Source organism: Acidovorax sp. JG5 (assembly GCF_017939685.1).
Taxonomy (GTDB): domain Bacteria; phylum Pseudomonadota; class Gammaproteobacteria; order Burkholderiales; family Burkholderiaceae_C; genus Acidovorax.
Window position 1 is genome coordinate 13,176 of sequence record NZ_JAGKSE010000013.1, and the last position, 13,931, is coordinate 27,106.

Below are 13,931 nucleotides of genomic sequence, written 5' to 3' on the forward strand. Positions count from 1 at the left end.
TTTGGATCCATCGAAAACAGTCAATTCAGAACAGGGAGCCTTGGACAAAACCCTGAGGGGGCCCTGCGGCAGCCTCGTGCGCCCCCGTGGCGGCGGCCGGCGCGTAAGCGGATGTGGACAAGGCGGCAGGCGCCGGCGGTGCCGATGGCGCGGGGGCGAGAGTATGCCGCACGGCAGCGGCCTCCTGAGCCAGATCGGGCACCGAGGCGCCTGCGATAGCGGGTTCGCCCAGGGAAGGCCCATCCACAAGCACCATGCGCCCGTCACCCGTCAAGAAGGCCGCCCGCACGCGCTCGCCCGGTGCCTGCCCCTGCACCGCCGCGCGGTAGCGCTGCAGTTGCGCTATCAAAGCAGGCTGGCGCTCGGGCTCGGCGGCGCTTTTGTAGTCGAGCACCCACCAGCCCGCGCGCTCGGGCGGCTGGTGGCAATGCACCAGCCGGTCGATGCGCAGGCTCTGGCCCTGGTGGCGCAGCGGCGCTTCGTTGATGGTGGTGTCCACCACCGTGGCGTCCCAGGCCCAGGCGCCCTCGCCCGCCAGGATGCGCTGTGCGGTCTGCGCGGCCATGCGCGCCGCGCCCACGGTGATGTCAAAGTCCTGCGCCAGCCGGGCTACGCGGGCCGCGGGCCAGCCCTGGGCGCGCAGGTCGGCCAGCGGCGCGCCCGCCACGCCCGCCTGCTCCAGCAGCTGGTGCATGGCCTCGCCCAGGCGCGATGCGGGGGTGGACAGCGATGCCTGCGGGTCGGCAGAATCAGCGCCTTCTTGCACCGCCGGGGTCATGGCACGCCATTCGGCGGGAAGCGCAGGCAACTCGGCCAGGGTGAATGGGTCGTGCACGCCGTCCGTCGTCGCGGCAACCCCCTTTCCATCGGCTTCAACCGCCTCGTCCAACCCTTGCGCATCCGCCAGCAAGGGCGCCAGCCGGTTCCACCAGCTGCCCGGCGCGGAAACGCTGGGCAGCACGGACGACAGCGCCAGGCAGTGCTTGGCGCGCGTCATGGCCACGTAGAGCATGTTGAGTTCTTCGCGCTGGCGGGCCTGTTGCTCGGCGGCCAGGGCGGTTTCGGCGCTGGGCGGCGGGCTGGATTCGCTGGCCAGGAAGACGAAGCCTGCGGGCTCGGTCTTTTCGCCGGGCCAGTCCACCAGCACGCCCATGGTCTCGGCCTTTTGCGGGCGGGTGTCGGTGTCCAGCAGCAGCACGCAGCGCGCCTCCAGCCCCTTGGCGCCGTGCACGGTGAGCAGGCGAATGGCCTGCGCATCCACCCGGCCGGGTGCGCGCACGCCGCCTTTTTTCATGGCGCGCACAAAGGCATAGGGCGTGAGGTAGCGGCCGCCGTCGTGCTGCAGCGCGGCCGAAAGCAGCGCGCGCAGATTGGCCTGCACCGCCATGCGCTGCGCGGCGGGGGCTGCTGCCGCAAAGCGGGCCAGCACGTCGCCATGCTGGTAGATGGCGTGCAGCGCGTCGTGCGGCGGCAAGGCGTCCACCCAGGCCTTGTATTGGGTCAAATGGGCCGCTAGCGCTTGCAGATCAAGCGGTAGTAGCTCACTTTTTTGCAGCAAATCAAACCAGCTGCTGGCCGCATGCTCGGGCTGGCGGCGCAGCACGGCCAGCGCGACCAGGGCGTCATCCTCCAGACCGAACAGCGGCGACTTGAGCGCGCGCGCCAACGACAGGTCGTGCCCGGTGGAGACCAGCGCATCGAGCAGCGCCACGATGTCCTGCACCTCGGGCGCGTCGAACAGGTCGGCCTTTTCGGGTTGCACGCAGGGCAGGTGCAGGGCGCGCAGGGCTTCTTGCATGGCGGCGAGCCGGTCGCGCTTGCGGGCCAGCACCAGCACTTCGTTGGGCGGCGTACCCGCAGCAATCTGCGCCGCCACCCAGGCGGCGGCCTGCGTGCACTCGCGCATGCGCTGGGTTTCTTCGGCCTCGTGGCGCGGCTCGGTCAGGCTGTCGCGCCAGGCGAACGGGTCGGTGCCCCCGCCACCGTTGGCATCTGGCGGCAGGATGGCCGGCAGGCGCAGCAGCACGCCGGGGTCTGTGGATTCGGTGGTGTGGTCGCGAAAACCGAAGGTTTCACCAAAACCGCTGGTTTCCTGCTGCGCTTGCGCGCTGCCCATGACATGGTTCACGGCCGCGATCACGCCCGTGGCGTTGCGGCGCGTGTGGTCGCAACTGAGCAGATCGCCCCCCAGGCCGTCGCGCACAAAGGCCTGCGCGGCGATGAACACCTGCGGCTCGGCGCGGCGAAAGCGGTAGATGCTCTGCTTGGGGTCGCCCACGATGAACACGCTGGGCGGCTTCTGGCCACTGGCGCCGCCGCCCGAGCCCGCGTAGCCCGACAGCCAGGCGTGCAGCGCCTGCCACTGCAGCGGGTTGGTGTCCTGGAACTCATCGACCAGCAGGTGGCGGATGCGCGCATCCAGGCGCTCCTGCACCCAGCCCGACAGGATGGGGTCGGCCAGCATGACCAGCGCCGTGCGCTCCACATCGTTCATGTCCACCCAGCCGTGCTGGTGCTTGACCGCCGCAAACTGGGCAATCAGGCAACGCGCCAGGCGGGCCATGCGCTGCTGGTGCTGCCAGGCGTCGTGCTGGCGGCGGGCGGTGAGCAGGCGCTGCAGTTCGGGCTCGGCCTCTTGCGCGGCGGCGAATTTTTCGAGGTTCTTTGACAGCCGATCTTCCTTGGCGACGAACATGGCACGGCGCAATTGGTCCAGCCGCTGGTTCAGGTCGTCACAGGCCAGCGCGTCGATGATCGCGTCGGCCGCCTTTTGCGGCGTCTTGTTGGCCTCAACCCCCAGCGCCTTGGCGCGGGCCAGCCAGCGCTGGTGGCAGGCGTCGCCTTGCAGCGCGTCGGCGGGTTCGTGGAAAGCGGCCAGCTCCGGGTATTGCGCCTGGAACGGCGGCACCGACGCATCAACCACGCCCGCCACATCGGCTAGGTCAAACTCGACCCGCTTGGACAGCGCCGCCGCCAGCGCCTTGTGGGTTTGCGAGCGGCCATGGCGAGCGACTACCGCCTCGTAGTCGGCCCGCAGGCTGGCGCTGGTGGCAACGGTCTGCAGAAACGGGCCCCAGACCTCGCGCACGGCCTCGGCGTCGTCTTCGAGCAGCTCAAAATTGGCGGGCAAACCCTGCGCCTGCAGCAGCGCCAACGGGGCCGTGCCGAGCAGCGCGGCAAACCAGCTGTGGAAGGTGCGGATCTGCACCGGGCGGCCGCTGGCCAGCATCTGGCGGTATAGATTTTGTAGCGCATCGCGCTTATCCAGAGCGTGCTGGGGGCTGATGCCTCTTGCAACCAGCTCGCGCGTCAAATCCGCAAGCGGCGCATCGGCAAACGCCTCCAGCCATTCCTGCAGCCGCTGGCGCATTTCGCCCGCCGCCTTCTTGGTGAAGGTGATGGCCAGGATCTCGTGCGGCGCGGCGCCGTCGAGCAGGGCCCGCAGCATGCGCGACACCAGCATCCAAGTCTTGCCCGCGCCCGCGCAGGCCTCCACAGCCACGCTGCGCGCGGGGTCGCAGGCGATGGCGTAGAAGGCCTCGCGCGAGACGGGGTGGCCGTTGTGTTCGTAGGCAGCAGTCGTGTGGGTCAGTTCGGTCACCGGCGGGGCCTCAGTCATTCCAGAAGTCTTTTCGGCACAGGCCGCGCGCAGCGCAGTAGTCGCACACAGCGCCCTCGCCCAGGGCGGGCATCGGTGCGCCTGCGGCGATGCGGGCGAAGTCGTGCTGGATGCCTTCGACCAGCAGGTCGCGCAGGTGCACCACCTCTTGCTGTTCGTGCATCTGCGTATCGCCGCGCTCGCCCACGTTCACGTAGGCGGCGCGCAGCGTGTCATGGCTCAGCAAGGCGGCGTAGAACGCGAGCTGGGTGTCTTCGGCGCCGGCGCCAATGCGTTTGCGCGTGACGGTGTCGTTCTCGGTCTTGTAATCGATGACCAGGGCCGTGGGCTCGCCGGTGGACGACACGGCATCGATGCGGTCGATGGTGCCCACTAGTTGCAGCGCGCCCAGCGGTTGGGTGGTCTGCACCTCGGCCTGCCGGAAGTGGCCCCCGGCCTGTTCGTGCTGAGCGAGCCAGCGCAGATAGCCATCGCGCACCTGCGGCCAGCCTGCGGCGAACGGCAGGAAGTCGCCCTCGCCCAGGCCTTGTTGCAGCGTGACGGCCTGCGCGGCGCTGTCCATGCGGGCCACGCGCTGGTCTGCGTCGGCCGTCGGGTCGGCCAGCAAGGCCTCATGAAAGTGCTGCAGCACTGCGTGCAGCCAGTTGCCAAAATCGCGTTTGTCCACTTCGGCGGCCAGTTCGTCGGCCTCTTGCAGGCCCAACTGGCGCAGCGCAAAAAAGCGGTACGGGCAATGCCGCAAGTCGGAATAGGCGGTGGATGACAGACGCACCACTGGCAGCGCGCTGCCATCGGGCAAGGGCCGCGCCGTGGGTGTGGCCGCCACGGTGCGCAGGCTGCGGTCGTCGGCGCCTTGGGTGGCTATGCCATCGAGGTGCAGCGCCAGCACCAGCGCGCTGGCCAGCAAGGGCTCGCCGCCTTCGTCGCCTGTGCGCCAGAGCACATCCACTGCGGGCGTCTGCAGCGCGTATTGCCAGGCGGCGCGCTGGGCCACCTCCAGCGATTCGCGCGTGGGCAGGCCCCAGGCCTGGCGCTGCGCCGCGGTCCAGTCGCCCACGGGTTCCGGCGAGGGCTGCAGGCGCTTTTCATCGCAGCCGGGCAGCACCAGCGCGGCAAACGGCCTCGCCAGCAACTGGGGCATGGGTAAAACGATCACGGGCGCATTGCCCGTCTGCGGGGGCACATAGCGCGCGGCTTCCAGCACTTCGTTGGCCCAGCGCGTGAACTCGGCCAGGGCCATGCGGCGGCCGGCGCTGGCCCAGCCCTCCAGCTCGGCCTCCTGGCCGACCTGCAGGCGCAGCGCGGTCAGCACGCGGGCGCCGGCGGCATCCGCTTCGAGCACCGGCCATTGGCCGCTGGCCACGAGCAAAGTGCGCAAGGCCTGCAGCCACTGCGCGAGCGGGCGCGGTGTGCGCAGGGCTTCGCGCCAGTCCTGCACCTGGGCCACGCAGGCCGCCAGGGCGGGCTTGTCCGACCAGTCGCGTGCAACCGCACCCGACCAGGCGGCTACCGAGGCCTTGCGCAATGCCCGCTCCAGGGCATTGAGCGCAGCGGGCTCGATGACCGGCGCGTGTTTGAGCCAGTCCAGCACCTCATCGGCGGATGCATTCCAGGCGCTGGCCTTGAGCGCGGCCATCAGTTGCGCGGCAGCCCGGGTGGTGGACAGCGTCCAGCCGTTTTCATCGCGCACCGCCACACCGCTGCTGGCCAGGTGCGCGCCAATGCGGCGCGTGAGGGCGCGGTCGTTGGCCGCCAGCGCCACCGGGGTGCGGCCGGCCACCACATGGGCCAGCACACAGGCGGCTGCGCGCTGGGCTTCGTCCTCGGCATCCTGCGCGGCGTGCAGGGCAATTGGGCCGCGAACGTTGGCATCTGTGGATGCAGGCGGCAGGACCAGCGCCACCGCCTTGTCGCCCCAATGGTCCTGCAAGGCCTGCGCCAGGGGCTCGACCTGAAAGCCTTGCAACACCACCAGGGCATCGACCGACTGGCGCACGCCAGGCTCGAACAACACATCGGTGGCGTGGCGCGAGGCCAGCACCCATTCGAGTGCAATGCGGGCCACCACGGCTTCAAAACGCAGGGACGAGCCTTCGTCGGCCTCGGGCAAAAGGCTGCGCGCCTGGGCGCCCCAGGCCTCGCGCTGCGCCGGCGCAATGGCCGCCACCACCGCCGCCAGCTGCGTGGCAGCCTCTTGCAAAGGCGCGGCCAGCACATCACGTTGCTCGGCCAGGCCAGCGCGGTCGAGCAAGTTGCGCGCAGTGAGCGTGTCGCGCGCCACATCGCCGGCCAGGTCATCGCCCTGCGGCACAAAGGCCGCCAGCTGGCGGGCCCAGTTGCGCGTGGTTTCGAAACGGGGGGCGAATCCATCGGCATGCTGCAAGGCCCAGTAGCGCTGGGCCCAAGGCATGAGCTGCGCATAGGGTACCAGCACCACCGTGCGCGCCGGATGGGCGGCCAACGCTTGCATGTGCGCCTCCACCTGGGCGAGCACCTGCTGCCAAAGGGTTGCGCACTGATCGCTTTTCGCTATGACTGTCATAGCGTCGCAGGCCCCGGCCATACCGGTGAATGGGGAATTGGTTTCTGTCACAATGCCCAGACTTTATACGTACACCGGTCCCAACCCGCTCAAAATCAAGGAATCCGCCATGGCCAGCGAACTCATCAAACATGTCTCTGACGCCAGCTTTGAAGCCGACGTGCTGAAAACCGGCACCACGGTGCTGGTGGACTACTGGGCCGAATGGTGCGGCCCCTGCAAAATGATCGCCCCCATCCTGGACGAAGTCGCAGGCACCTACCAGGGCAAGCTGCAGATCGCCAAGATGAACGTGGACGAGAACCGAGAGATCCCGGCCAAGTTCGGCATTCGCGGCATTCCCACGCTGATGCTGTTCAAGGACGGCCAGCTGGCCGCCACCAAGGTCGGCGCCATGAGCAAGGCGCAACTGACCGCCTTCATTGATCAGCAACTGGCCTGATTTTTCGCCTCGTGCCAGCGCCCTGATCCCCGGGGCTGCTGGAACGGCAAAAGTGTGGATGGCTTTGCGCATGACGCGCCCCTCACTGCGCGATCCGGCCAGCACAGATTTTTTCCTGTCATAATTTCGCCAGATCACCGGCTTGCACGCATTGGCAACCGGTTCGAGATCCCCAGGCAAGCCGGGGCCGCAAACAACGGTTCTCCCAGCTACCGCCTCTCCCCCAAGATTCACACCAGCTCCGCCAAGGAGTCACCCCATGCACTTAAATGAACTCAAGGCACTGCATGTGTCTGAAGTCCTGAAGCAGGCCGAAGAGCTTGAAATTGAAAACACTGGCCGCATGCGCAAGCAGGAGTTGATGTTTGCCATCATCAAGAAACGCGCCAAGACCGGTGAACAGATCATTGCGGATGGCGTGCTGGAGATATTGCCCGACGGCTTCGGCTTCCTGCGCAGCCCCGACACGAGCTTCACGGCCAGCACGGACGACATCTACATCAGTCCGAGCCAAGTACGTCGCTTCAACCTGCACACCGGCGACATGATTGAAGGGGAGGTCCGCACACCCAAAGATGGTGAACGGTACTTTGCGCTGAACAAACTTGACTCCGTCAATGGCGGCCCGCCCGAGCAGAACAAGCACAAGGTGATGTTCGAAAACCTGACGCCCCTGTTCCCCAAGGAGCAGATGCGTCTGGAGCGCGACGTCAAGAGCGAGGAGAACATCACCGGCCGCATCATTGACATCATCGCGCCCATCGGCCGTGGCCAGCGCGCGCTGATCGTCGCCCCGCCCAAGAGCGGCAAGACGGTGATGATGCAGCACATCGCCCACGCCATCACGGCCAACAACCCCGACGTGCACCTGATGGTGCTGCTGGTGGACGAGCGCCCTGAAGAAGTGACCGAAATGCAGCGCACGGTGAAGGGCGAAATCATCGCATCCACCTTCGATGAGCCCGCCGCCCGCCACGTGCATGTGGCCGAGATGGTGATCGAGCGCGCCAAGCGCCTGGTCGAGCTCAAGAAGGACGTGGTGATCCTGCTCGATTCGATCACCCGCCTCGCCCGCGCCTACAACAACGTCGTGCCGTCGAGCGGCAAGGTGCTGTCGGGTGGTGTGGACGCCGCCGCACTGCAGCGCCCCAAGCGCTTCTTTGGCGCCGCGCGCAAGATCGAGGAAGGTGGTTCGCTCACCATCATCGCCACCGCGCTGGTCGATACCGGCAGCCGCATGGACGAAGTGATCTTTGAAGAATTCAAGGGCACCGGCAACTGCGAAATCCACCTGAACCGCCGCCTGTACGAAAAGCGCGTGTTCCCCGCCATCGAACTCAACAAGAGCGGCACGCGCCGCGAAGAACTGCTGCTGGCGCCCGAAATCCTGCAAAAAACCCGGATCCTGCGCCAGTTCATGTACAACATGGATGAAATCGAATCCATGGAGCTCATGATCAAGAACATGAAGGCCACCAAGAGCAATGTCGAGTTCTTCGACATGATGCGACGGGGCGGGTAAACAACGCACCACAGCCAACATGGCCCCTTGCCCACTCCGGGCTATAATCGTGGGCTTTTTCTGCGGAAAGTACGCTGGATGTTTCACGAGGCAAAGGTTGCTTCGGGTCCCGCACGGCTCCCGCACTTGACAAGGATTGATCATGAAAGAAGGCATTCACCCCAACTACCGCGAAGTTCTGTTCGTGGACCTGTCCAACGGTTTCAAGTTTGTGACCCGCTCGTGCGTGAACACCAAGGAAATGGGCAAGACCGACGACGGCCGTGAGCTTCCCATGTTCAAGCTGGACACCTCCAGCGAATCGCATCCTTTCTATACCGGCACGCAAAAATCCGTGGACAACATGGGCGGCCGCGTGGAACGTTTCCGCAACCGTTTCGGCAAGACTGCAGCCAAGTAATTCGCCGCATCTCCGCCAACAAGGCAGCACGGGCAACCGCGCTGCCTTTTTGTTTGGTTTTGCCCTTATTCTCGGCAGTCAGCCATTGCCATCCTCCTGACGCGTGAACTCTCCCACCCCCGCCATCGTTACCCAAAAAGCTGCGCGCCCGCTTCCTCGCTGGGCCTTGCTGCTGCTGTGCCTGGCTTACGTCGTGCCCGGCTTCGTAGGCCGGGGGCCCTGGAAGAAAGCCGATGTGACTGCGTTCGGCTACATGATGGAACTGGCCAACGGACACACCGCGTGGCTGAGACCACAGCTGGGGGGCATGCCCCCCGAAACCGATGGCTTGCTGCCCTACTGGCTGGGTGCCTGGGCCATCCAGATCACGCCCGACTGGCTGATGGCACCTGAAATGGCGGCGCGCCTGCCGTTCATGGCGCTGCTGGTGCTGACGCTGGCAGCCACCTGGTACGGTGTTTACTACCTGGCGCGCAGTCCGGGCGCCCAGCCTGTCGCGTTTGCCTTTGGCGGCGAGGCCAATCCTTTGGATTACGCGCGTGCCATCGCCGATGGCGCCTTGCTGGCGCTGATTGCCTGCCTGGGTCTGGCGCAGCTGTCGCACGAAGCCACGGGCTACCTTGCACAGCTTGCGTGCGCGGCGCTGATCTTCTTTTCCGTGGCTACTTTGCCCTACCGCACGGTGACGCCCGCCGTGGCGCTGGTGGCGGGCATGATAGGACTCACACTGGCCGGCGCGCCTACGATCGCGGCATTGCTGGGCGTGGGCTGCATCGTGCTGGTGGTTTTGGCACCAGCAGCCCCGTCGGATCGGCGCGTGCGCTGGGCCTTGGGGCTGGGTGTCGTCACTGTGCTGGCGGCCCTGCTGGCATGGCAACTGGATCTTTGGCGATGGCGCCTGCTCAATGCGGCCACGGAAGGCAAGGAACTCAGAAGCCTGCTGCGGCTGCTGCTGTGGTTCGGCTGGCCCGCCTGGCCCATGGCCTCCTGGACCCTGTGGCGCTGGCGCAAGCAGCTGTTCAACCGCCAGCCGCATCGCCACCTTTGGTTGCCCCTGTGGTTTTCGCTCGTTTCGGTTGGGGCCACTTTCACTACCCAACCGGCAGACCGGGCGCTGCTCTTGGGTTTGCCTGCCATTGCCACGCTGGCAGCGTTTGCGCTGCCCACCTTCCGCCGCAGCATGGCGGCGCTGATTGACTGGTTCACCTTGCTGTTCTTCAGCGTCTCGGCCGTGGCTATCTGGGTGATCTGGTTTGCCATGCAGACGGGCGTGCCGGCCCAGCCCGCGGCCAACGTGGCCAAGTTGGCCCCTGGGTTCATACCCACCTTCTCGTGGCTGGCGCTGGTGGTGGCACTGGTCGCATCTGCGGCCTGGTGCAGGCTAGTGTGGTGGCGCGCGGCACGCAACCGTGCAGCCATCTGGAAAAGCCTGGTATTGCCGGCCAGCGGTGCAGCACTGTGCTGGCTGTTGCTGACCACCCTATGGCTCCCGCTGCTGGACTACGCCCGCAGCTATGCACCGCAGGCGAGCAAACTGGCCGCCGCACTGGGCCCGAACCCTGGATGCGTACAAATGGTTGGCCTGAGCCGGGCACAGATGGCCGCGCTGCAGTACCACGCCCAACTGCGCCTGCAATCGGCCAGCCCTTCAACCCAATGCCCCTGGCTGGTCGCAGACAACAGTGCCTGGCCAGCGCCTGAAAACCGGGTGAACCCAGACCACTGGACGAGGCAGGCCACCATCGGCCGCCCCACCGACAAAAACGAGTTCATCCTGCTGTTCCGGAGAACGGCAACGCCCGACTGATGTCGGAGTCGTCCACCATCTCCCGCCACGCCCTGACCGTGCTGACAGGGCAACTGGCTGTGATGGCCTTTGGCGTGACCGACACCATCGTGGCCGGGCGCCACGGCGAAACCTCCCTGGCGGCGCTGTCAGTGGGCTCGGCGATCTTCATCAGTGTCTATGTTGCGCTGATGGGTATCTTCCAGGCGCTTTTGCCCGTCTGGGCCGAACAGCGGGGCGCACGCAACCCTGGTGCCATTGGCACGTCGCTGCGCCAGGCCGTTTATCTGTGCGCCGCGGCATCGGCAGCGGGCATGCTCATCCTGCTATCACCCGGCCCGCTGCTGCGCTGGACCGAGGTGCCGCAGGCTCTGCGCACCGAGGTCGAGCAATACCTGGCCGTACTGGCCCTGGCGCTTCCGCCCGCCCTGCTCTTTCGCCTGTACAGCACGCTGAACCAAGCCATTGGCCGTCCACAACTGGTGAGCTGGCTGCAGGTGGGCTCGCTGTTCGTCAAATTGCCGCTGTCCGTCTGGTTCACGTTTGGCGGCGCGGGCCTGCCAGCGCAAGGCGCCGTAGGCTGCGCCTGGGCTACCCTGGTGGTGAATGCCAGCATGCTGGCCCTGGCTTTCTGGCTGTTGCGCACCCAGGATCTGTACACGCCGCTACGCATCTGGCAGCGCATGGAGCGCCCCCACTGGCCCACCATCCTCGGCTTCGCCCGGCTGGGCGTGCCGGCGGGGCTGGCCATCATGGTCGAAGTGACTTCATTCACGCTGATGGCGCTGTTCATTGCGCGCCAGGGCACTGTGGCCACGGCAGCGCACCAGATCGCGGCCAACGTGGCCGCCGTGCTGTACATGGTGCCCCTGTCTCTGGCCATTGCCACCAGTGCGCGGGTGAGCTACTGGCTGGGGGCGGGCAACCCCATCCGGGCACGCAGCGTTGTTTTTATAGGTTTTAGGCTCTCCGCGCTTATGGGTATTGCGCTAGCAGCTATATTATTAATAGCAAACAAAGCATTGCCCACCCTGTATTCCAGCAGCACTGCCGTGGTGTCCGTCACCAGCGGGCTGCTGCTGTGGGTTGCGGCCTACCATGCCGCCGACGCCGTGCAGACCCTGTGCGTCTTTGTGCTGCGCAGCTACCGCATCACGATCGCGCCGCTGGCGGTGTACTGTCTTTTGCTGTGGGGCGCGGGGCTAGGCGGGGGCTATGTGCTGGCCTACCACGGGCTGGGATCTTGGGCGCCCGTGGCGTCACCAGCGCCGTTCTGGGCGGCCAGCGCGCTGGCACTGGCCATCACGGCAGGGCTGTTTGTGCTGATGCTGTGGCTTGCAATCCGTCCGGCAGCGCGGGGCGGCGCAGCCGGTTGGCGGGAAAGGTGACAGAGAACACCGATCCCTTGCCCAGCACGCTGGCGATATCGAGCGTGGCGCCATGGCGCTGCACCGCGTGCTTGACGATGGCGAGCCCCAGGCCTGTACCCCCAGTTTCCCGCGACCGGCTGCGGTCCACGCGGTAAAAGCGCTCGGTGACGCGCGGAATATGCTCTGGCGCTATCCCTGGCCCGGTGTCACTGACGCTAAAAGTGGCGGTTCCATCATTCGTGTGCTGCCACCGCACGGTGATGGTGCCGCCTGCGGGCGTATAGCGCACGGCATTGCTGATGAGGTTGGACAGCGCGCTTTGCAGTTCGGACGGCACGCCAGCAATCTCACCCTGGGCACGCAAATCCTGCGCGGCCGGAAACTGCAGCACATGGTGTCGATGGTGGTTTTGCGTCAACACGGCAGACAAGGCCCGCCCCTCGTCTTCACACCGCTGCATCAGGACCTGCACCGGCGTCCATTCAGACATGCCGGGCAATGGGCTGCCTTCCAGGCGCGAGAGCGTCAGCAGGTCGTGCACCACGCTTTGCATGCGCGCCGCCTGCTGGGCCATCATGGCCAGATACCGCGCCCGCTCCTCGGCGTCCAGTGGCAAGGTCTGCAGGGTTTCGACAAAACCGGTCAGCACCGTTAGCGGCGTGCGGATCTCATGCGAGACATTGGCCACAAAATCGCGCCGCATCGCGTCAGCCTGCTCCAGCGCCGTGACGTCGCGGGTCAATAACAGCTTGCGCCCGTCGCCATAAGGATGCAGGTGCGCCGAAATGCGCACGGGCCGCGACGGCGTGCTGTCCCGGCCCTGCAGCACCACGTCGTGGGTGAAATTCTGGGCGGCATAGTAAGCGCCGAAATCGGGGTCCCGCACCAGGTTGCCGATGGACTGCATGACATCCCGCTGGGCATCAAAACCGAGATGGGCAGCCGCGATCTGGTTACACCATTCAATGCGCCCCTCGGCGTCGAGCAGCACCACACCGTTGGGGGTCGCCTGGAGCGCCGCCAGAATCTCCTGCACGCGGTCTTCGCTGTCCTTGACCAGCATCTGGCGCTGGCGCAACAAGCGTCGCGCGCGTTCGGCGGCTTCGCCCCACATGCCGAATATGGACGGTGCTGCAGACAGGTCACCCGAACGCAACCACCGCAGCACGCGTGCGCCCCGCCACAAATCACCACCAAACCACAACCATGCAGCCACCGCGGCACCCACCACGGCACCCCAGGAGCCCGTCAGCCACCAGCCAAGCGCACCCCCGGCAAGCTGCCAGGCAAGAAAATATCCAAAACGCCAGAGCATGCGGACTACACAACTTTCTCGGTAGACGCGGAGGCCTTGGTGCCCCCGACTGAAACAATCAGAGACAGAGAGTTTTTTGCGCGGGTCCGAGCCGCGCGCCAAAACGCACTCGATCTAGGCGCAAAGCACAGCCATAGCTTGGACTATGGCGCGCATTTGCAACGACGAGCAGGTGCGTTTTGGCGTGATGAGCGGGCATGAGCAAAAAATTCTCAGTCTCAGGCCTGCATCAGCGCAGGCGGCTGCCCCGTGAGCCTGTAGCCCGCGCCGCGCACGGTTTCGACCATCACGCCAGCGATGCCCAGGGCCTCACGCAACCTCTTCACATGCACGTCTACAGTCCGCTCCTCAATGAACACATGGTCGCCCCATACCTTGTCAAGCAGTTGCGAACGACTGTGCACGCGCTCTGCATGCTTCATGAAGAAATGCAGCAACTTGAACTCGGTCGGCCCCACCTTCAGCGGTTGCCCCTGGAACGTCACCCGGTAGGTACCCGCATCCAGCACCAGGTCGCCGATGGTCACGCTGTCGCTCACCTGCTCAGGCGCACGGCGCCGCAGCACCGCGCGGATGCGTGCCAGCAGTTCCTGGGTGGAAAACGGCTTGGTGATGTAGTCGTCCGCCCCGGCATCCAGCCCCGCCACCTTGTCAGGCTCGTCGCCTCGCGCGGTGAGCATCAAGATGGGAATGGGCTTGGTTCGGCTGTCCGCACGCCACTTGCGCGCCAACACTAGGCCGCTTTGACCTGGCAGCATCCAATCCAGCAAGATGACATCGGGCAAAACGGCATCCAGCTCACGCTGAGCCGACTCGCCATCTTCTGCCCAGATAGGCTGAAAACCGTTGTGGCGCAGATTGACGGCGATCAACTCGGCAATTGCCGGTTCGTCCTCCACAATCAATACGCGGGGAAGCTTTTTCATGTCAACGCC

The 13,931-nt window shown here is 66.0% G+C and carries 9 protein-coding genes; 5 read left to right on the forward strand and 4 right to left on the reverse strand.

The window, feature by feature from the left end; all coding sequences use genetic code 11:
- Positions 1-25: 25 nt before the first annotated feature.
- Positions 26-3,619, reverse strand: a complete 3,594-nt coding sequence (locus J8G26_RS13405; RefSeq protein WP_210569495.1) for a UvrD-helicase domain-containing protein — start codon at positions 3,617-3,619, stop codon at positions 26-28.
- Positions 3,612-6,161, reverse strand: coding sequence for a PD-(D/E)XK nuclease family protein (locus J8G26_RS13410; RefSeq protein ID WP_210569496.1), 2,550 nt, complete (start codon positions 6,159-6,161; stop codon positions 3,612-3,614). Before J8G26_RS13410 ends, J8G26_RS13405 begins: the two co-directional genes overlap by 8 nt.
- 109 nt (positions 6,162-6,270) lie before the next feature.
- On the opposite strand from J8G26_RS13410, the gene trxA reads away from it, so the two are divergent.
- The 5 genes from trxA (at position 6,271) to J8G26_RS13435 (ending at position 11,699) form a co-directional block, all read left to right on the forward strand.
- Positions 6,271-6,603, forward strand: a complete 333-nt coding sequence (gene trxA / locus J8G26_RS13415; protein ID WP_086912798.1) for a thioredoxin TrxA — start codon at positions 6,271-6,273, stop codon at positions 6,601-6,603.
- Positions 6,604-6,862: 259 nt separating this feature from the next.
- Positions 6,863-8,125, forward strand: a complete 1,263-nt coding sequence (gene rho / locus J8G26_RS13420) for a transcription termination factor Rho (RefSeq protein ID WP_210569497.1) — start codon at positions 6,863-6,865, stop codon at positions 8,123-8,125.
- 142 nt (positions 8,126-8,267) lie between these two features.
- Positions 8,268-8,525 (forward strand): type B 50S ribosomal protein L31, encoded by a 258-nt coding sequence (locus J8G26_RS13425; protein ID WP_005799836.1) that lies wholly within the window; start codon positions 8,268-8,270, stop codon positions 8,523-8,525.
- A gap of 103 nt (positions 8,526-8,628) precedes the next feature.
- Complete coding sequence (locus J8G26_RS13430; protein ID WP_087744889.1) at positions 8,629-10,332, forward strand: hypothetical protein; 1,704 nt, start codon at positions 8,629-8,631, stop codon at positions 10,330-10,332.
- Positions 10,332-11,699 (forward strand): MATE family efflux transporter, encoded by a 1,368-nt coding sequence (locus J8G26_RS13435; protein ID WP_210569498.1) that lies wholly within the window; start codon positions 10,332-10,334, stop codon positions 11,697-11,699. The genes J8G26_RS13430 and J8G26_RS13435 overlap by 1 nt, the downstream gene beginning before the upstream one ends.
- Here J8G26_RS13435 and phoR read toward each other — a convergent pair.
- A complete protein-coding gene (gene phoR / locus J8G26_RS13440) occupies positions 11,614-12,996 on the reverse strand; it encodes a phosphate regulon sensor histidine kinase PhoR (RefSeq protein ID WP_087744886.1) in 1,383 nt (460 codons plus the stop codon). The two genes, J8G26_RS13435 and phoR, sit on opposite strands and share 86 nt — an antisense overlap.
- Positions 12,997-13,214: 218 nt before the next feature.
- Entirely contained in the window at positions 13,215-13,922 is a 708-nt protein-coding gene (gene phoB / locus J8G26_RS13445; RefSeq protein ID WP_087744884.1) for a phosphate regulon transcriptional regulator PhoB, read from the reverse strand.
- Positions 13,923-13,931 lie beyond the last annotated feature (9 nt).